This is a genomic window from Rhodococcus sp. 06-221-2 (assembly GCF_002258365.1).
In the GTDB taxonomy this organism is placed as follows: domain Bacteria; phylum Actinomycetota; class Actinomycetes; order Mycobacteriales; family Mycobacteriaceae; genus Rhodococcoides; species Rhodococcoides fascians.
The window spans coordinates 471,439-489,225 of record NZ_NOYJ01000035.1 but is presented as its reverse complement, the minus strand read 5'-3'; the positions used below and the strand labels follow the sequence as shown (position 1 = coordinate 489,225).

19 protein-coding genes are annotated in these 17,787 nt (G+C 63.7%); 4 read left to right on the top strand and 15 right to left on the bottom strand.

The features are described from left to right. The first annotated feature begins 28 nt into the window (after positions 1-28). A complete protein-coding gene (locus CH281_RS24055) occupies positions 29-469 on the top strand; it encodes an Hsp20/alpha crystallin family protein (RefSeq protein ID WP_027495425.1) in 441 nt (146 codons plus the stop codon). A gap of 68 nt (positions 470-537) precedes the next feature. Here the strand turns inward: CH281_RS24055 and CH281_RS24050 are convergent, their stop codons facing one another. The 8 genes from CH281_RS24050 to CH281_RS24015 are packed head-to-tail and all read right to left on the bottom strand — an operon-like array spanning position 538 to position 7,536. Continuing rightward, complete coding sequence (locus tag CH281_RS24050; RefSeq protein ID WP_094695704.1) at positions 538-1,158, bottom strand: TenA family protein; 621 nt, start codon at positions 1,156-1,158, stop codon at positions 538-540. Continuing rightward, on the bottom strand, positions 1,155-1,907 hold the full coding sequence (locus tag CH281_RS24045) for a glutamine amidotransferase (protein WP_027495427.1): 753 nt from the start codon (positions 1,905-1,907) through the stop codon (positions 1,155-1,157). The genes CH281_RS24050 and CH281_RS24045 overlap by 4 nt, the downstream gene beginning before the upstream one ends. A 9-nt stretch (positions 1,908-1,916) precedes the next feature. Then, positions 1,917-2,942 carry a phosphotriesterase family protein gene (locus tag CH281_RS24040; protein WP_094695703.1) on the bottom strand — a complete coding sequence of 342 codons (1,026 nt, stop codon included), beginning with the start codon at positions 2,940-2,942 and terminating at the stop codon, positions 1,917-1,919. Continuing rightward, entirely contained in the window at positions 2,939-3,973 is a 1,035-nt protein-coding gene (locus CH281_RS24035; protein ID WP_094695702.1) for an ABC transporter permease, read from the bottom strand. The genes CH281_RS24040 and CH281_RS24035 overlap by 4 nt, the downstream gene beginning before the upstream one ends. After that, positions 3,970-4,755: an ATP-binding cassette domain-containing protein gene (locus CH281_RS24030; RefSeq protein WP_032367058.1), complete on the bottom strand. Its 786-nt coding sequence runs from the start codon at positions 4,753-4,755 to the stop codon at positions 3,970-3,972. Before CH281_RS24030 ends, CH281_RS24035 begins: the two co-directional genes overlap by 4 nt. A gap of 4 nt (positions 4,756-4,759) precedes the next feature. Continuing rightward, positions 4,760-5,773, bottom strand: coding sequence for a substrate-binding domain-containing protein (locus CH281_RS24025; protein ID WP_045841061.1), 1,014 nt, complete (start codon positions 5,771-5,773; stop codon positions 4,760-4,762). Then, positions 5,770-6,666, bottom strand: coding sequence for a carbohydrate kinase family protein (locus CH281_RS24020; RefSeq protein WP_094695701.1), 897 nt, complete (start codon positions 6,664-6,666; stop codon positions 5,770-5,772). Before CH281_RS24020 ends, CH281_RS24025 begins: the two co-directional genes overlap by 4 nt. A 3-nt stretch (positions 6,667-6,669) precedes the next feature. Next, on the bottom strand, positions 6,670-7,536 hold the full coding sequence (locus CH281_RS24015; RefSeq protein WP_230073156.1) for a BtpA/SgcQ family protein: 867 nt from the start codon (positions 7,534-7,536) through the stop codon (positions 6,670-6,672). Between the two features lie 202 nt (positions 7,537-7,738). Between CH281_RS24015 and CH281_RS24010 the strand changes: the two genes are divergently transcribed. Next, positions 7,739-8,764, top strand: a complete 1,026-nt coding sequence (locus CH281_RS24010; RefSeq protein WP_027495434.1) for a LacI family DNA-binding transcriptional regulator — start codon at positions 7,739-7,741, stop codon at positions 8,762-8,764. Here the strand turns inward: CH281_RS24010 and CH281_RS24005 are convergent. The 4 genes from CH281_RS24005 to CH281_RS23990 form a co-directional block, all read right to left on the bottom strand. Next, positions 8,725-9,807 (bottom strand): M20 family metallopeptidase, encoded by a 1,083-nt coding sequence (locus CH281_RS24005; protein WP_094695700.1) that lies wholly within the window; start codon positions 9,805-9,807, stop codon positions 8,725-8,727. The two genes, CH281_RS24010 and CH281_RS24005, sit on opposite strands and share 40 nt — an antisense overlap. A gap of 84 nt (positions 9,808-9,891) precedes the next feature. After that, positions 9,892-10,725 (bottom strand): alpha/beta fold hydrolase, encoded by an 834-nt coding sequence (locus CH281_RS24000; RefSeq protein WP_094695699.1) that lies wholly within the window; start codon positions 10,723-10,725, stop codon positions 9,892-9,894. Positions 10,726-10,744: 19 nt separating this feature from the next. Further along, the gene (locus tag CH281_RS23995) at positions 10,745-11,962 is read right to left on the bottom strand and encodes a lipase family protein (protein ID WP_094695698.1); all 1,218 of its coding nucleotides are present in this window, start codon (positions 11,960-11,962) and stop codon (positions 10,745-10,747) included. Between the two features lie 9 nt (positions 11,963-11,971). After that, positions 11,972-12,838 (bottom strand): hypothetical protein, encoded by an 867-nt coding sequence (locus tag CH281_RS23990; protein WP_143544870.1) that lies wholly within the window; start codon positions 12,836-12,838, stop codon positions 11,972-11,974. A 66-nt stretch (positions 12,839-12,904) separates the two neighbouring features. Here CH281_RS23990 and CH281_RS23980 point away from each other — a divergent pair, with 66 nt between their 5' ends. Further along, complete coding sequence (locus CH281_RS23980) at positions 12,905-13,666, top strand: TspO/MBR family protein (protein WP_094695695.1); 762 nt, start codon at positions 12,905-12,907, stop codon at positions 13,664-13,666. On the opposite strand, the gene CH281_RS23975 is transcribed toward CH281_RS23980, so the two are convergent. Genes CH281_RS23975 through CH281_RS23965 form a run of 3 tightly spaced genes read right to left on the bottom strand, consistent with a single transcriptional unit; the run spans position 13,654 to position 17,008 of the window. Continuing rightward, entirely contained in the window at positions 13,654-15,423 is a 1,770-nt protein-coding gene (locus CH281_RS23975; RefSeq protein WP_094695694.1) for an FAD-dependent monooxygenase, read from the bottom strand. The two genes, CH281_RS23980 and CH281_RS23975, sit on opposite strands and share 13 nt — an antisense overlap. Beyond that, positions 15,420-16,346, bottom strand: a complete 927-nt coding sequence (locus tag CH281_RS23970; protein WP_032389694.1) for a fumarylacetoacetate hydrolase family protein — start codon at positions 16,344-16,346, stop codon at positions 15,420-15,422. Before CH281_RS23970 ends, CH281_RS23975 begins: the two co-directional genes overlap by 4 nt. 26 nt (positions 16,347-16,372) lie before the next feature. Beyond that, entirely contained in the window at positions 16,373-17,008 is a 636-nt protein-coding gene (locus tag CH281_RS23965) for a VOC family protein (protein WP_032371747.1), read from the bottom strand. Positions 17,009-17,162: 154 nt separating this feature from the next. On the opposite strand from CH281_RS23965, the gene CH281_RS23960 reads away from it, so the two are divergent. Further along, the gene (locus CH281_RS23960) at positions 17,163-17,786 is read left to right on the top strand and encodes a TetR/AcrR family transcriptional regulator (RefSeq protein ID WP_080729392.1); all 624 of its coding nucleotides are present in this window, start codon (positions 17,163-17,165) and stop codon (positions 17,784-17,786) included. Position 17,787 lies beyond the last annotated feature (1 nt).

Here is a 17,787-nt window from a genome sequence, read left to right as displayed (position 1 = left end):
ACGCTTCGTCGTACAGGAGGTGGTTGCTGTGCTTCGCTTCGATCCGTTCCGTGACCTCGACTCCATTGCTGCCGGCATGCTCGGCGCGACCAGTGGTTCGGACCGTGCGCCCAGATTCATGCCGATGGATCTGTACAAGCTCGACGACCATTACGTACTCAACGCCGACCTACCCGGCGTCGATCCCGGCTCCATCGACGTCGACATCGACCGCGGCACCCTCACTCTGACGGCACATCGCACCGCTCCGAGTAGTGATGGTGTGCAGTGGCTTTCGTCGGAGCGGTTCGCCGGAACGTACCGTCGGCAACTCTCCTTGGGAGACGGCGTCGACGCGGAGAAGATCTCGGCCTCCTACGACAACGGGGTCCTGACGGTCACCATCCCGCTGGCGGAGCGCGCGAAGCCGCGCAAGATCGAGATCGCCCACGACAACACGCAGAAGACCATCGAGCCGCAGAAGAGCTGAGTGCGCTTCGCGCAGTGGTGCGGCAAAGCGCCGCAGAGGGCATATAGTCGCACCACTGCCGCAGGCACTCACACTGCGTTGTGAAATTCGTTTTCGGCGGCCAGCATCCCCTCGAACCACCTGTCGAGTGTCTCGTCGTCCACGGCGGCCATCCGGTCGACTTCTCGGGCCAGAGCGTCGACCTGAGCGGCAAACGCTGATCGAGTGTGCATCGCAATCCATTCCTGAAGTGCCGGTTCGCGTTCGGTGGAGAACCTCATCGCAGTTCGGCACCACGACAAGTACAGAGTCTCGGCGGCGAACATCGCTACCAGAGCGGCACTTCTACCTTCTCGCTGCGCGAGTCCGAGGGCATAGTCCGACAGCGCCGAGGAACTCGCGATCAACTCTTCGGTATTGCCGTCGAACGGAAACTTCTCGCGGAGACCGGCGAAGTACGCTCGCTGTTCTCCGACGAGGTTCGACATCGACATCACATGATCCGACGCGTCGTCCAACGACGTCGACTCCGCGACGACCAGCCCCAGAATGCGGACTGCAGTGAGTACGAACGCCTCCTCGATCACCAGGTACCTTCGAAAGGCCTCGTCGGAGAGTGATCCGTCCGTCGATTGCACGATGAACCGAACTTGCTGAGCAGCAGCGAGGTTGGGCTGTTGACGCTCGACGAGTTGCTGCGAGCGGGTCACGCGCCGGCAACCCACGTGATCAAGCCGTCGAACAGGTCGGTGTAACCGGGCCATTGTTCGCAGAACTCGGGCGGGGCCCAGTGCGGCGAGCAATCGGAGGTGAAGACCGCGGATCGGCCCGAGCCGTATTCGCCGACCGCGACGAGCGGATCTCCATTGATGGTGGCGGGCACGGCAGCGCCCTCCTTCGGTACCACTCGGTTGTAACCGAGCAAGGCGGGCCACTGTGTTCCGCTGGCACCCAGTGCGGCGTGCGTGCTGTCGACGACATCGGGAACCATTCCGCCGGGAGCCTCGACTCGGTCGTCTTCGGCCAGCAGTGTCACCGGCAATACGTCGGCGAGCACAGTCTGCCGATACGCGGCGCGCGCTTGGAAACCGGAGAACGACAGGTACCCGCCGATCATGATCAGTCCTCCTCCGCTGCTCACCCACTCACGCAGTGCGGCAAGCCTGTCGTCGCCGGCCTGGAAGCGGTCGAACACGTTGGGCGCGAGCTGAATCGAATTGGCTCCGATGTCCGAGAGCACAATGACGTCGAACTCGGACAGGGCCTCGGCCGTGCCGGGGAATTGTGTGGGAACGAGGTGCGCGGGCATGTGAACCACTTCGTGCCCACGCGAGGTGAGTGCGTCACGCAGGGGTCCGACCCCTTCGACATAGGAATGGACGGTGAATTCGTCGACGCCTTTGACGTGGGTGGACGAGGTCATCCAGCTTTCGCCGGCGATCAGAACTTTCTTACCCATGGTGGTTCTCTATCCTTTTCCGGCGCTCTCGAAGAGCGACCTGGGGTTGTCCTGCATGAGCGAGGAGACGTGGTGTGCGTCCATTCCGCTGCGGACCAGCCGCGCTGCGAAAGAGACTGGAACGTAGGCCAATCCGTTGCCGCCGAACTTGCGGAGCATCGACTTGAGAAACAGATCGTGACTGAGCAGCAACTGGGATCGATAGCCGCCACCGACGAGGCCGCAGATCGCGAACGCCGTATCGGCGGGCGACGGCGACTGGCCCTCGCCTGCGAACTCGAAGGGCATGCCGATCATGTCGAACTCGAGGAAGACTCCGCGATCGGCGAGGGCGCACTGATAGTCGGGGTCGTCGCCCGAGGGGTCCATGTGGCAGAGCACCACAGCTGCCGGGTCGACACCCATCTCGTCCACGACGATGTCGAGGACTTGATGCCCTCTGCGTTGCCAGCCCGGGAGATGGACGAACAAGGGTACGTAGGTTTCTCTTTGGGCGATGCAGGCGGCTCTCAGCGCTTTGGCCTCGGCGTCGGTGAAGGACGGCGAAACGCCGATCTCACCGATCACCCCCGGCCGCGGCCCGTCGCCGGTGAATTCGGCGATGAGCCGGGCCGCGAGGTTGTCGATACCGAGCGCGGTGACCTCGGGCGGGTGCGTGGGTTCGAGATACCAGCCCGAACCCATGACGACGCGTACTCCGGACTCGCGTGAGTAGTGCTCGAGGATCTCGGGTCGCCGCCCGATGCCCGGCGGCGTGAGGTCGACGACCGTGGTACCGCCGTTGTCCGCGAACACTTTCAGGTCGTCGAGTACGGCCGCCGCATCGTCCACTCGGCAGTTGTCTGCGCTGTGGTACGGGTTGTCGTGCAGCAGCCAGGCGCGGTCCGCCGATACCGGACCGGACAGCAACTGCGCCAGAGCCGGGTCGGCAGCTTCGGCATACGCGGTCGAGGCGTCGTTGTGCAGATGCTCGTGCGGTAGCACCAGTCCCAGTTCGCTGGAGTCGATCGGCCCGGTGACGGTCTGGACGATCATTGCTTACCCGGTGCGCTCTGCAGGTGCTTGAACAGCGAAGCCAGAGAGTGCCCGCGCATGTTGATCCAGATGGCAACGAGCAGAACGACACCGGTGATGATCGGTGTCAGGAACGGGCTCACACCGAGTAGCGTCAGGCCGTTGGCGATGATGCCGGTCAACACTGCACCGATGACGGTGCCGATGACCGTTCCCCGGCCGCCGAACAGGTTGGTGCCTCCCAACACCACTGCGGTGATGACGGTGAGCTCGAAACCATTGGCGGAGTTGGCCGATCCCGAACCGAGTCGTGCAGCGATCAAGAGGCCCGCGATGCCCGCGGCGAGCCCTGTGAACACCAGGGTCATCATCAGCACGCGACGGGTGTTGACGCCGGAGCGTCGGACGGATTCGACGTTCGAGCCGATTCCGGTGACGTAGCGGCCGAATCGTGTGCGGTTGAGCGCAACAGCGCCGACGATCACTACGGCCAGAGCAATCCATGCGCTTGCCGAAAAGTCCAGCCACGACGCCGTACCCAGTTTCGCGAAGGCGGTACCGGGAGTGATCGGCACCGAGAAGCCCTCGGTTCTGTACAACGCGATCCCGCGAATGATCGACAGGGTCGCCAGGGTGACGATGAACGGCGGAATGCCCTGATACGCGGCGAGCCAACCGTTGACCAAGCCCCATGCGGCACCCATCAGAGGTGCCGCGACGAATACCACCGACGAGTCGACTCCGGCTTGGATGAGTTCGGCGCTCATCGCGGCGACGAAGGCAACCGTTGCTCCGACCGACAGGTCGATCTGACCGGTGGTGATCACGAACGTCATGGCAACGGCGATGATGAGAACCGGAGCAATCTGCGTCGCGAGATTCGAGATGTTGGTGAAGGTCAAGAACGAGGACGTCGTCACCGAGAACACCAGGGCCACTGCGACGGTGACCGCCAGCATGGCCAGGGTCGGTTTGTTGGTCTGCTGCCACAGAGTCGGGCGAGCCGCGAGTTTCTCCACGGTCGGCTGGGCTTTCTTGTCCACGGTGATCATGGGCGGCCTTCCGGCGAGGAGGGTGAACGCTGGGGAACCGGCGTGCGCGTGATCAATCCGACGAGCGACTCGATGTTCAGATCGCCGATCGGAACATCGTCGACGCTCTGTCCCTCGTACATGACGGTGATGCGGTCGCAGACCCGGAACAGGTCCTGTAGGCGGTGCGTCACCAGGATGACTCCGACGCCTTGGGCTGCGACGTCGGTGATGAGTTTGAGGACCGATTCGACCTCTGCCACAGCAAGAGCGGCGGTGGGTTCGTCCAGAATCAACACGTCCGGTCGAAACGAGACCGCGCGTGCGATGGCCACCGTCTGGCGTTGCCCACCGGAGAGTTGCCCGATCTCCTGGTAGGTCGACTTCACCTTCACGTGCAGGTCCGCCAGAATCTTGGCGGAACGTTCGTGCATCCCGTGGCGATCGAGGAACGGCCCCTTGCGTGGCTCGCGGCCGAGGAACAGATTGCTTGCGACGTCCAAGGTGTCGCACAGGGCGAGGTCTTGGTAGACGATGCCGATTTTTTTCTGTTGCGCGTCCAGCGGTGTCGAGAAGCGCACCGGTTCCCCGTTCACCCGCATCTCTCCACCGTCGTGTTGGACGGCGCCGGCAAGGATTTTCATGAGCGTCGACTTGCCGGCGCCGTTGTCTCCGACGACCCCGAGTACTTCGCCGCGACCGAGTCGAAGGTCGACTCCGCGAAGCGATTTCACCGGGCCGTACGATTTGGTGATTCCCGAGAGTTCGATCAGTGGCGCGACCGTCAGGTCTTGTTGTGCCATAGGGCTACTTCTCCAGGTAGTACATGTAGTCGCCGACGTTCTCCGGAGTGACGATCTGGGTCGGTACCGGGATGTCAGCGGGTGCGGTCCGTCCGCAGCCGAGGTCGATGGCGGCATTCATGGCCTCGTAGCCGAACTCGAAGGTGTTCTGCTGCACGACGCCTTTCAGCCACCCTGCGTTGAGAGCGGAGACGGCCTGATCGGACAGATCCCAGCCGACGGCCTGAATTCGGTCCTGCGCGTTCTGACTGTTCACGGCGGCGACCAACCCGATCAGAGCAGGCTCCCCGGTGGCGTACACGTACTGCATGTCCGGGTTGCCGGTGAGCAGGTTCTCGGCTGCGGTTTGCGCGTTCTCCTGGATGTTGCGGCCGTCGACCACGGTGCCGACGGTCATCCCGGCCGCCGAGACGGTATCGGTGAAGCCCTTCTGACGTTCGAGCTGGATGGTGCTGTTGAGTGCGCCGACGATTCCTACGGTGCCGGTGTTGTTCGCCAACGCAGTGAGAGTGTTGCCGATCTGAACTCCGCCTTCGGCGTTGGCCGTGCCGACCTGCGTGTCCACGGCAGGATCGTCGACGGTGGCGTCGACGGCGACGACCGGGATGCCCGCAGCATCGGCCTTGACGATCGAGGGCTTGATGCCGTCCGTGTCGATGGCGTCGACGATGATCGCGTCCACGCCCGAGGCGATGAGATTGTCGAAAGCGTTGGCCTGGCTGACCGAGTCGTCGTTACCGCTGATGATCTGCAGCTCTACGCCGGTCTGGTCCGCGATCTTCTGGGCAGCATTGTTGATCTGATTGAAGAACAGCGCCTGGAGGTTGATGGTGACGAGACCGACCTTGAGGGCACCGTTCTTACCGTCGCACGAATCGGCGACGCGGCTCGGATCCGGGATGCTCGACGCGGCTGCGTCGGTTCCGCCCGCGGTGTCGCTGCTGGATGCGGAATCGCACGAGGTGAGGGTGAGCGCGAGTGCGGCACCGAGAACGAGGGGGAGTGCGCGTTTGATCATCGGGTCTCCTGAAGGTCGACAGTGGCGAGCGTGGTCGTGAAGTCGGTGAGTTCGGTCGGCGTGGGGCATCCGCGTGGTCCGGCTGTGGCGCAGGCCAGAGCTGCCGAGGCTCCCGCCATTCGGGCTGCGTGGATCGGGGGTTCGCCCGCGTCGATGAAGGCGATGTAGGTGCCGCAGAAGCAGTCTCCGGCTCCGACGGCATCTATGACGTCGACCGATACTGCCGGTTCTGTGATGGTCTCACCCGAGGGTGTGACCAGAGTCCACCCGCGTTCGCCGTCGGTGACGACGAGGTGGGTGTCGTGCTCGGCGGTCAGTATCGGCCACCGTTCGGCTGGGATGCCGAAGCTGTTCTGCCACAGACTGCGTCCGACGATGACGTGGTCGGCAAGGGCAAATGCGTGCAGTGCGGCGTCGACGTCGTCGCAGCCGTCGAGGTCGATGGCGAGGCCGACGTTGTCGGGGAGCGTGGGTGGGAGCATCGATGCGCGGTAGCCGTCGAGGAACACGCGTCCACCGTCGATCGAGAGCTTGTCGAGGACCGTGCGTAGTCTGCCTGCGTCGTTGGCGTCGTCCTGGCTGATGATCGATCGGTCCCCGCCGTCGGCGATGAGAACCACTGCGGTGGAAAGGAATGCGTCGCGCGGTGCCCAGCTGGTGTCGACTCCGTCGCGTTCGAGGGCCGCGAGGAATTCGGAGGATCGGATGTCCGGGCCCACCGCTCCGGCGAACGCGACGCGGGCTCCCATGCGGGCTGCCGACACTGCGGCGTTGGCATTCATGCCGCCGTCGATCGACTCGATCGTCGTGGCCTGCACCCTCTCTCCGAGGGTCGGAACATGCGGAACATGAACCGTCACATCGTTGTTGGCGTAGCCGAAAAATACGATCATCGTCTACTTCCCGGCTGCGCGGGACACGTCGCGAACCTTCTCGCCGGAGACACGGCCCCACCAGCGTGCGTTCTCTTTCACCGAAGAAGCGATGATGGCACCGTCGCACTCGTTCATCAGGTCGGCGACGTTGGCCGCCGTGATTCCCGATCCGATGATGACGGGGAGCACCGTGTTGTTCTTGATGACCGACACCTCGTCGACCGAGGCGGCGTCACCGGTTCTCGAGCCGGTTGCGATGAGCACGTCTGCGTCGAAGAATTCTGCGTCCTCGGTCTGTTCGGCGATGGTGCGATCGGCAACGATGGCGTGGGCACCGTGCTTGACGTGAACGTCGGCGAAGATCTTGACCGGGTCGGCACCGATGCGGTGGCGAAAGCGGGTGGTCTTGGCTGCCTGGCCTTCGATGAATCCCTCGTTGGCGATGTAGGCGTTTGCCCACTGGTTGACCCGCACGAAGCTTGCTCCGGCGGCCCACGCTGCGGCCACGCCGCATTCGCCCGCGTTGGACAGGATGGATACTCCGACTCTGCTGCCGAACTCACCGACGACGGAGGCGGTGACGACACCCATGCTGGCCGCTGTTTCGTATCCGTGCTCTCCGGGCTTGAGGAAGGGTATGTCCCAATGATTTTCGACGATGACGCCATCGAATCCGTTGTCGATGTACGCGTGCGCCTCCTCCACGGCGAAGGCTGCGATCTCGGAGACGGGCTGGCCCTTGTAGTGCGGGCTGCCCGGTAATGCGGGCAGGTGGATTGCGCCGATGAGTGCGGGTGCGGAGGTGAACATCTCGGCCAGCGCCGACGGCTTGGTCGGAAATACCCCCAGCGCGGCTGAGGGGTTCGGATCCGACGGGGACGTACTCACGTAAGGAGCTCCTCTGGTGTGGGCGTCGACCAAGGCGATGTAATCGATTGCCTCGTATGTATGCACCGTAGGGGATCGACACCGGGGCGTGTCAAGGAATTCTTGAGTCGTTTATGTAAACGATTACCTCTACTGTGTAAACAGCATCGCAAGCGACCGTGCGGTTCGCTAGCCTCGGTTCACACGCGAGAGTAGGAGTTGGATGCGCAAAGCAACCATTCGTGACGTCGCGGAGCGCGCGGGCGTCTCGACAGCCACGGTGTCTCGGGCGCTCTCGGGGTCACGTCCGGTGTCGGACGACGTTGCCGCGAGTATTCGGCAGGCGGCGGCCGAACTCGGCTATTCGGGCAACATCATCGCCAGCTCTCTGCGCCGCAACCGCACGGACACGGTCGGGATGGTGGTGCCCAGTATTGCCAACCCGTTCTTCACCTCGCTCGTCGTCAACGTCGAACACGTTCTCTCGCAGCGTGGACTGCAGTTGTTCCTGTGCGATTCGCGATCGGATCCTGAAGTAGAGGCGCAACGGCTGCGTAGCCTGGTCTCACGTCAGGTCGACGGCATCATCATCAGCCCGTGCCATGGAGAACGTTCTGCCGAGGCGGTTCGTGCGTCGGCCCGTGCGATCCCTGTGGTTCAGCTCGACCGCTTCGCTCTCGATACTCATACCGATTGGGTCGGCGTCGACGATGATGCCGCTCAGGGTCTGATCATGGATCACCTTGCTGCACAGGGTGTTCGGAGTGCCGCATTCATCAGTTCCGAGCTGACCAATTCGTCGACGGAGTTGCGGCGGGCGGGCTTCTTCCGCCATGCCGAGCGCGTGGGGATTCGGACGCGGGACGAGTGGACGTTGTTGGGTGACTATTCGATCGACTGGGGGCGTGAGTCGTCGCGCTCGATCCTCGCTTCTCCCACGCGGCCCGATGCGGTGGTGGGTGCGGACGACCTGATCGCCCTCGGGGTGCTGCAGAGCTGCCAGGCTCTGGGATTGTCGGTCCCGGGCGATGTGATGGTCACCGGGTTCGACGACATTCCGTTCTCCGCATTGAGCAATCCGCCGCTGACCACCATCCGGCAACCGCAGGAACGAATCGCTGCGGAGGCCACTCGCCTGCTGGATCAGGCCATGAACAGCGATCACACCGGCACTGCGCATATCGCGTTGCAGCCGGAGTTGGTGGTCCGTCAGTCGACGGTCGGCCACGCACGCGTCGCCGCGGTGTAGGCGACGATCGCCGCGTCGAGTTCGGCGAGCGTGACGTTTTCGTCGGCGGCGTGCATCAGTGCCGGCGTCCCCGGTCCCCACACGACGATAGGGGCACCGGGAGCCGCCGCGGCGATGATGGACGCGTCGGTGAAGTACGTGACCGGTTCTGTAGCAACGGTATGCGGAAGGCCATCCACCCATCGGTCGCCTTGGGGTGTGCGAACTCCGGGCAGATCGATGCGAGCGTCGGCGTGATCGACCTCGGGTTGATCGCGCCACCAGGACAGCAGTGCCGAGCCGTCCCCGACGGTGCGATGGTCGACGACGACGTGTGCGGTGTCAGGAACGATGTTGGGTGCCGAGCCGCCGTCGATCAATCCCACGTTGAACGTTTCGGCGCCCAGGAACTGATCCGTAGACAGCGGGAGCTCGGTGCGGGCTCGTGCCAACACGTCGACCAGTTTCATGATTGCACTCTCACCCCGATGCGGAGTACTTCCGTGTGCTGCAATGCCTTTGGTGGTCACATCGACCCACAGTGCTCCTCGATGCCCGAGATGGACGCGATTCCCCGTTGCCTCGGGAACCACGACCGCTCCCACGGCGCACTCGGCGACGGCGTGGCGAGCGGCACGCGCACCGAGTGACCCGATCTCTTCGTCGCTGGTGAGCAACAGGGCGGCAGGAACCCCGTTGTCGAAGGCGTCCATCACCGCAGCGGTGGCGGCAACAAGCCCGGCCTTCATGTCCGAGGTGCCGCGGCCACGGAGAACACCGTGTTCGATATCTGCAGCGAAGGGATCGAACTGCCAATTCGACAGATCACCCGCCGGCACGGTGTCCACGTGGCACGCGAACATCAATCGCGTCGACGTCGGCGGGGAGGGATTGGTGATCAACAGCCATGGGTGGGGACCATCCGGATCGCCGTCGATGGCAAGGTCACCGACGCGGGCCCTGAGCACGGACACGATTGCGTCCATCGACGAGCGCTGGGGACGGGGATTACCCGACACAGTGGGCTGGGTGACCAGTTCGGTGAGAAGTCCGACGGAATCCATGACTCCAGTATGCCCGTGGTGCCTGCGGCAGTGGTGCGGCAAAGCGCCGCAGAGGGCACATAACCGCACCACTGCCGCAGGCATCTATGAGGCGTTGGCGATGATTGCCTGCGCGGCTTCGGTCGGTGCCTGAGTCGGGATCCAATGTGTCACTCCGGCAAGCACAGTCAGGGTGTAGCGGGCATCGACGTACTGTTGTGCGCGTTCGATGGCCGAGCGGCCGATGAAGGTGTCGCCGTCACTCCACACCATCGATGTCGGGACTGTGATGCGCAGACGGCCGATACCAGGGTTGGAGAACGGCAGTCCGCGATACCAAGTGACAGCGAAGGGAAGTGCGCCGTAGTCGACGACGTCCGTGCGCGTGCGCTCCAGGTCGTCCGCATTCATACCGCTTTTCTCATACCACTTTTCGGCCCTCTGGCCAGGCCGTGTCATCCATTTCTCGGGGAGCACCGGCAGTTGGAAGAATGCGAAGTACCAGGAGTGCAGAATTTGTCGTGAGGTGAGCAGAGCCGTCATGAACGACCCGGGATGCGGGACGGAGAATGCCGTCAGCGACGACACCAGATCGGGGCGTCGGCCTGCGGTGACCCACGCGATCATCGCTCCCCAGTCGTGGCCGACCACATGCACCGGGGCACCGATTTCGTCGATGAGGGCCACGACGTCGTCGACGAGCGCACCGACGCGATAGTCGCGTCGGCGTTTGGGTCGGGCACCCGGCGAGTACCCGCGTTGATCGGGCGCGATTGTTCGGAACCCCGCCTCGTTCAGCTCGTTCATCACGGCGGACCACGACGCGGCACGTTCGGGAAAGCCGTGCAGCAGCAACACAATCGGTCCGTCCAGAGGTCCCTGGTCGAGGACGTCGAACTCGAGTCCGTCATGGGTGTAGCGTGCGATCCTCCCGCTCACCGAAGAATCCTTTCGTTGGTCAGCACGTGCTGGGAACCGATGCACCGGCGAATTCGGCGGCGAGGAATTGCATGGCCGAGTCGTCGCTCACGTTGTGTCCCTGCTCTGGTTGTTCCTGAGCGACAACCCGATCGCCGAGCGCACACGCTGCGCGGACGGCGTCGGCCGTCCACTGCGGTAGCACGATGTCGTCGCGCGCACCGTAGGCGACGAACATCGGCACGGTGGTTCGTACCTGAGGGAGGGTGTAGCGGCCGATCAGATCGAACAGCTTCTGTTCTGCCTCGGGGGATCTCGGTGCGAACTCCGTCGGTGCCATCTCGCTGACCGCGCGCTCCTTGGTTGCGGTGTTCGTGCCCTGGCACGCGAGTAGCAGTTCTGTGTTGGTCTGGGCCACCGTGCCGCTGTAGTCCCGAGGGTCGAGAGTGGGATCGACCTGTTGCGCCCCGTAGAGCAGGTACGGCAGCAGCCCTTTCTGCGGTGTGGTCAGGGTGCCGTCCCTGGCGGCACGCGCAAGCGGTGCCAGATCCGTGGGCGGGGACAGTGAGACCGAGGCGATCAGTTCCAGCCCTTGCCCATAGCTGGAGTTCAATTCGTTTGCAGCCCAAGCAGCTTGCCCGCCCTGTGACAGTCCGACGGCCGCCCACCGAGCAGAGGTCTCGGGCAGGGCGTTGTGGACGGCGCGAGCCGCGTCGATCATGTTGTGGCCCGCAGTGCGCGGCTCCAGGTACGGGTGGGTGCCGTCTCCGCTGCCGAGTCCTTGATAGTCGGGTAGCACCGTGACGTAGCCGAGTTCGGTGAAAGCCTCGACCGTGGAGTCCAATCCGAGTAGGTCGGGGTAGAGGGAGGGCCCGCAGTCGGCTTGTACGCCGGTGGTGCCGTGGCCGTAGACGACGATCGGCCATCCACCTGCCGGAGGTGTGCCGGGTGGGACAGCGGCGACACCGGAGACCGCAGTCGCAGAATCATCGACACCGGACGTCGATTCGTACACGAAACGATAGACGGTCGCACCCGTCGCAGCGAGCCTGGCCGACCGGGACCCGAAATCCTCCGATTCGAGCAGCGTCCCCGCAGTACCCGTCAGCTTGTACTGCGACTGTGCTGCAGACGTCGTTGCGGGCGCGGGCGAGTCGGGCACAGCGGGCGGCGAACTGCATCCGACGGCCGTCAGCAGCGTGAGCCCGCACGCAATTGCGAAGACTCGGCGAGACGGCAGGGCAATGGATGCGGGCATATCGCGTGTCTACCAGAACGCAGCCAACAACTCGTCGGTCGCCTGCAGCGGCGCATACCCGTCGGGAATGGCGCGACGGCATCCGTCGAGTTCGATGGTGAAATTGCGAATGTTCGACGGCCATCCAGCAGCATATGTCGTCACCGCCGTCCGCGTCGCAGACATCGTGCAGGGTCCGGCGGGTGCCAAGTCCTCGATCGATATCTCGATTTCGCCGGTGACTCCGGTGAATTCGGTGCCGGAGAACAAGCAGTACGTGTAGCCGATGGTCAGACCCGCTGCGCGCTCACTGCCGAGGAGAACCTCGGAGTAGTGAGGGGAGCAGCTCGAGACTCGTTGCCGGTCGTAGCTGATCACCGATACGTCGTGTTCGAATTCGGTAACCATATCGAGTGCCCGAATTTCGGCGATGGCGCTGTAATTCAGCAGCCCGCATTCCCCAGTAGGGAGAGTCGGTTCCATTGCGCGCCCTCGGTTGTCGACGAGCCATATCTGCGGCGGCTCGACGACGCTGTATGTCGGGCAATAGCCGCGGATCAGCGTGCTTTCGGACGGCGCGTTGAGTAGGCGGATCACCTCGGTGAGGTCACCTTCGTATCTGTGCTCGCGGTAGGGCACGGTGTCGGGGGCGACCCCCTCGTCGATTTGGTCGCAGACGATCGCGGCGACTGGAACGAAATCGTCCGGCACCGTCCCAGGTGTGGGCCGAGGGAATCTCGGCCGCGGCTCGTCTATCTGGGGCCCTCGGTCGCACCGAAATGCCTCTGCAGATCCGATTTCGGCGACGACCCGGTGGGGACTCAGCGACGCCGGCGACGCACAGGTGACCGCGGTGATGGCGACGAGCATCACCGCCACCGTCCATCGCCATGTCATCAGCACAACGTAGCGGCATCGCAGTTCAGGGTTTGTCGCTTCTGTTTTTCGGGGACTATCGCAGCCATGAGGATTGGCGTCGTTGTCAGTGCGGTCGTAGCGGTTGTGGTGTCGTTTCTCGGCTCCGGTGCGTGGATAGGGACGCCCATTGCCGAGGCAGCCGGCGGGGCGCTCAGTGCCACGTCGACGCTGGTGGCTCCCGCTGGTCCCGCGTTCTCGATCTGGTCGGTGATCTACACCGGTCTCATCGTCTATGCCGTCTGGCAGTTCCTACCCGGTCGAACTGCACGTCACGACGCCTTGCGGGCACCGGTCATCGCGTCGATGTTGCTCAATCCGGCGTGGATTCTCGCGATTCAGTTCGGGCAGGTGTGGCTCAGCGTGGTGGTCATCGTCGCGCTGTTGGCCGCTCTCGTGCGCGTGTTCGTACTCCTGCAACAGCAGCGGCCGGAATCTGTGGTGGACGCGGTGATCACCGACGGCACGATGGGTCTCTATCTCGGGTGGGTGTGCGTGGCCACCATCGCGAACATCTCGGCGTGGCTGGTCGATCTCGGAGTCACCGGTGGCGCGACGGTCTGGGCGGTCGTTGTACTGGCCGTCGCAGCAATGGTCGGGGTGACTCTGGCGCGTTACTCGAACGGAGCGATCGCTCCGATGTTCGCCATCGTGTGGGGACTGGGATGGCTGGCACAGGGGCGCCTCGGCGGCGAGCTGACGAACGCCATGGTCGGATGGACGGCAGTATCTGCCGCAGTGATCGTCGCCGTCGTGACGGTGGGAATCAGGCTCCGATCACGGCGGTCGACGGTCCGTCAGGCGGCGTAGTACTTCCTCCAGTGCGTTTCGAGGAAGTCGGACAGCGAACTCCCCGAATCGTTGGTACGCCAGGCGACGTGACCGTCGGGTCGGACGAGTACTGCTCCGGACTCACCTACCTCGTACAGCGATATCAGTTCGTTGCGATCGACGCCGACGGGTGCGTCCAGTACGACGAGCGACATACCCGGGCGTACATCACGCATACCAGCAATCACCGATTCCCACGCGGAACCGTCGAAGGTGAACAGCGTCAACATGTTCGGGTCCAACACGTCGTGCGGCGAGACGAGTTGCCCGTCGACCGAGACGAGCGCGTGAGGCAATCGCGCACCGGGGTACGTGGTGGGCACGTAATCGACAACATCTTCCACGGGCTTCGTCGACGCGTCTTGGGCGATCAGTGGACTGTCGTAGAGGAAGCCGAATTGCAGGCCGGTGGAGACGAAATGCTCCAACTGCAGTGGAATCGCGGCTGCGATTTCGGCGCGCAGTTCCGCCGACCCGGGGGCATCCGGGCGCAGGCTTCGTGATCGGCTCATCTGCTTGCGGGTTGCTGCAGCCGCGATGGGCGCGATCAGTCGGCCCGGAAGTTTGTTCAGTGGTGCCCGCCCCATGGCCTGAGTTGCCTTGGCCAGCATGGCGTTGGTGATCCCGACGCGCTTGCCGATGTCGTCCATGCGGAAGTGGTTGGCCACACTCTGTTCGGCGAATTTCTCCACCACGGGCCGACGCTCGGTGTCGTAGGTGTCCAGCAGCTCCGGGCCTGCCGCACCAGAGAGCACGGCATCGAGCTTCCACGCGAGGTTGTGGGCATCCTGCACTCCCGAATTGAGCCCGAAGCCGCCGGTGTGCGGAAAGCGGTGAGCGGCATCGCCCAGCAACAGCAGCCGATCGTGGCGGAAGGTGTCGGCCGTCTGTGACGTCATCACCCACGTGCCCGTCGATTCGAGCGTGAAGTCGTTCGTACCCAACGCCTTCGGTAGCGTCTTCTCCCAGAATCGGCGGCCATTCCTGGCGATCTCCTGCGCTGGGTGCAGATAGGCCGTCATCAGGATGTAGCGGTGGTCGGCGTGCGAGATGAGCACTCCGCACAGGTCCGGGGTGTAGATCCAACTCAACAGCGGACGCGCGTCGTCGGGAAACAGCGTTGTCGACGTGAAGAACGCACTGCCCATGTTGGCCAGTACCGGTCCGGTCAGCGATATCCCGGCCGCGTCGCGGGTCGCGCTGTTGGCACCGTCGCAGGCAAGGACGTACGGCGCACCGAGTTCGTCGACGTCACCCGTCAGGGTGCGGAAGGCGATGCGCGCGTCACCGGAGTTCGATTCGACCGATTCGACGGAGACTCCGCGGCGAAATTCGATCAGCGGTTCGGCGTCCACGGCGTCCCACAGCACGGGCATCAGAATGTGCTGGCCGATGTGCGACACCATGTACGGGCTCTGGCTTTCCACGATGGCTTTGCGTTCGGGATCGGACAGCAGATCGATCGACCCGATCGCGTCTCCGGCCAGGTCACCGTACCAGCTGATCAGATTGACCTGTTCGTGCGGAGGCGACATCGCCGCTATGGACTTGGCCAGTTCGGGGCTGTACTCGTTCCATATCTCCAGCGTCCGAGCATTGATGACGTGAGCCGCCGGATGGAACAGGGGACTGGTTCGACGCTCGAGCAATACCGTTCGAATACCCCTGCGCGCCAGCAGAAGCGCTGCAGTGGTACCCGCCGGCCCGGCACCGATGATGACGACAGGAGTGCTCATCGGACGACGGTTTCCTGGGTCCCCAGGTCGATCGACCCGTCCGGAGTGCGGATGGTGGCAGTGATGACGTCGTCGACCGAGAGGTACTTCGGGTTCTTGGCTTGGCGTGCGAAGAAGAACTTCCACTTCAGCGCAGGCGGGATGAGTTCGCCGATCTTCTGGATCGCTTTGGGCGGCGCGGAGATTGCCGTGCCGATCGGAGTTCCGGTCAACAGGACGTCGCCTGCGGTCATGTTCTGAAAACGGGCCAGTCTGGTGAAGGCCTCGGCGGGAGGAGTGATGAGGTCGTCGCCGATGGTCTGGTCCTGACGGATCTCCCCGTTGACCGCCAACGTCATCCGTAGCTCGGGCAGTCGTCGCAGCTCGTCGTTGTCGAGCAGCACCAGTCGAGGGCCGAGTGGGGTGAAGGTGGGATACGACTTGCTCTCGTACACTTGCACTTTCGTCAACTGGATCTCCCGAGCCGACACGTCGTTGGCCACGACGAAGCCCGCCACGTAGGACGCGAGGTTGTCGTCGGTGACGGTTGTCCCGATGGGGATATCGGCACCGACCACCACGCCCAGCTCGATCTCGTAGTCGAGCAGCGCTACCTCCGGCGGTTGCCGAATGGGATCGTTCGGGCCACTGATCGACGCGGACGACTTACGAAAGAACGTCGGCTGCAGGGTCTTCGGGTCCGAGCCGGCGTCGATCGCATGGGATCGGTAATTGAGCAACTGCGCCACCACTCGGCACGGTGCGGTGATGGGTGAGAGGAGTTCGAGCTCGGCGACATTCGTGCCTGTCCCCGATGCGGCGTCGATGGCCGGCCGGTCGGCCAGTAGCTCACGGGTGGTCTGCGCGGTGGTGTCGATCCTGACGGCCTGGTCGCCGTCGAGACGCCACCAGCCGTCCTCGGTTCGAATGATGTTGATGGGCATAGCTTTCGATCCCCCCTAGCAATCGGTCACAAAGTTTTCGGTGTGATGGTCTTCTTGTTGGCGATCACCGGCCGGCCGGGCCTGGTTCCGGCCTCACGCTGCCGCAGTTCCTCGTGGGTCGCTCCGTTGCGGAGTCGGCTGAGGAGGTAGTCGGGGTCGATGTTGACGCCGATGGGATTGCGCGCGAATTCCTCGGTGAAGAAGAAGGCCGCAGTGTGGTCGGAATCGAAGTTCTCCACTTGGAACTCGAGCCGAATACCGTCCGGGTCCTCGTAGTACAGCGAGATCGTCGGCCCGTGGTTGATGGACCACACCGGAAGGATGCCCTGGCGCTTGAGCCGCACGTAGTTCTCCAGCAGTCGTTCCAGCGATCGGAACGTCAGGGCGATGTGATCGATGCCGTAGGCCTTGCGGCGCAGCTTGGCGAAGGGGAACAGGAACTTCACCGGCTTGGGCACGGCGATGATCGCGAGTCGATGCGACTCGTCGTCCCAGGTCAAGAACGTGATCTCGTCGTCCTGGTAGGCGATCTCGGCCCCGAATACCGTGCCGTACCAGCGGACCATCTCCTCGGTTCGCGCAGATTTGACGACCCAATGCGCGATGTAGTCGGGCGCGACCCGTTGCGTCTCGATCGTCGGTGCATCGTGCGTTGCCCTCATGAATCGACCTTTCGTCGCGATCGGAGTGTGATCCAGATTAAGTGCAGTTTGACTGTCAGTCAATAATTTGACTGATGGTCAGTCGAAAATCCGGAATGGGTGCGGTGTCGAGCGCGTCGTTGTAACAGAGCAGTTGCTCTGTTACGGTCACGTCATGCCCCGCCCACGCGTGCACGATCTCGACCACCTACTGAATGTGGCCGAGGCGTTGGCCGTCGAGTCGGGCCCGGCCGCGGTCACCATTCGCGCGTTGTCTGAGCTGACCTCGGTGTCCAACGGGGCGATCTACCACGCGTTCGGGTCGCGGGCCGGACTCCTCGGCCGAGTGTGGTTGCGCGGCGCGCAGCGCATGCTCACCGTGCAGCGAGGGTCCGTGGACGACGCATTGGCGACGGGCACCGCGGTGGACGCAATAGTGGCTGCTGCGGATGCGCCGGCGCGCTTTCTACTCGATCATCCAACGGCCGGACAGTTTCTCATGATTGTGTCGCGTCGAGAGTTGTTGGGCTCGAACGATATTCCGGACGCGCTTGCCGACGACCTTCGTATGCTCGATTCGACGCTCGTCGAGTTGTTCGTGCGGTTGTCGACCGAGATGTGGAACCGAGCGGATCGCACGGCCGTAGCCGTGATCAAGGATTGCACCGTCGAGCTCCCTGCCGCGTTGCTCCTGCGGGGTCGCCGTGCGCCAGACGCATCGGTGCGCGAACGACTCGCTGCCGCCGTGCGCGGCGTCCTCACTCTTCCTCCGCCCCCTCCACCGCCGAAGTCTTCATAGC

Excerpts from the sequence above, each read along its gene's own strand:
- CH281_RS24045 (WP_027495427.1), bottom strand. The coding sequence starts at position 1,907 with ATGGGTAAGAAAGTTCTGATCGCCGGCGAAAGCTGGATGACCTCGTCC.
- CH281_RS23975 (WP_094695694.1), bottom strand. The coding sequence starts at position 15,423 with ATGAGCACTCCTGTCGTCATCATCGGTGCCGGGCCGGCGGGTACCACT.
- CH281_RS24030 (WP_032367058.1), bottom strand. The coding sequence starts at position 4,755 with ATGGCACAACAAGACCTGACGGTCGCGCCACTGATCGAACTCTCGGGA.
- CH281_RS24005 (WP_094695700.1), bottom strand. The coding sequence starts at position 9,807 with ATGGATTCCGTCGGACTTCTCACCGAACTGGTCACCCAGCCCACTGTG.
- CH281_RS24040 (WP_094695703.1), bottom strand. The coding sequence starts at position 2,942 with ATGATCGTCCAGACCGTCACCGGGCCGATCGACTCCAGCGAACTGGGA.
- CH281_RS24035 (WP_094695702.1), bottom strand. The coding sequence starts at position 3,973 with ATGATCACCGTGGACAAGAAAGCCCAGCCGACCGTGGAGAAACTCGCG.
- CH281_RS23980 (WP_094695695.1), top strand. The coding sequence starts at position 12,905 with ATGAGGATTGGCGTCGTTGTCAGTGCGGTCGTAGCGGTTGTGGTGTCG.
- CH281_RS23960 (WP_080729392.1), top strand. The coding sequence starts at position 17,163 with ATGCCCCGCCCACGCGTGCACGATCTCGACCACCTACTGAATGTGGCC.
- CH281_RS24020 (WP_094695701.1), bottom strand. The coding sequence starts at position 6,666 with ATGATCGTATTTTTCGGCTACGCCAACAACGATGTGACGGTTCATGTT.
- CH281_RS23970 (WP_032389694.1), bottom strand. The coding sequence starts at position 16,346 with ATGCCCATCAACATCATTCGAACCGAGGACGGCTGGTGGCGTCTCGAC.
- CH281_RS24010 (WP_027495434.1), top strand. The coding sequence starts at position 7,739 with ATGCGCAAAGCAACCATTCGTGACGTCGCGGAGCGCGCGGGCGTCTCG.
- CH281_RS23990 (WP_143544870.1), bottom strand. The coding sequence starts at position 12,838 with ATGACATGGCGATGGACGGTGGCGGTGATGCTCGTCGCCATCACCGCG.
- CH281_RS23965 (WP_032371747.1), bottom strand. The coding sequence starts at position 17,008 with ATGAGGGCAACGCACGATGCACCGACGATCGAGACGCAACGGGTCGCG.
- CH281_RS24025 (WP_045841061.1), bottom strand. The coding sequence starts at position 5,773 with ATGATCAAACGCGCACTCCCCCTCGTTCTCGGTGCCGCACTCGCGCTC.
- CH281_RS23995 (WP_094695698.1), bottom strand. The coding sequence starts at position 11,962 with ATGCCCGCATCCATTGCCCTGCCGTCTCGCCGAGTCTTCGCAATTGCG.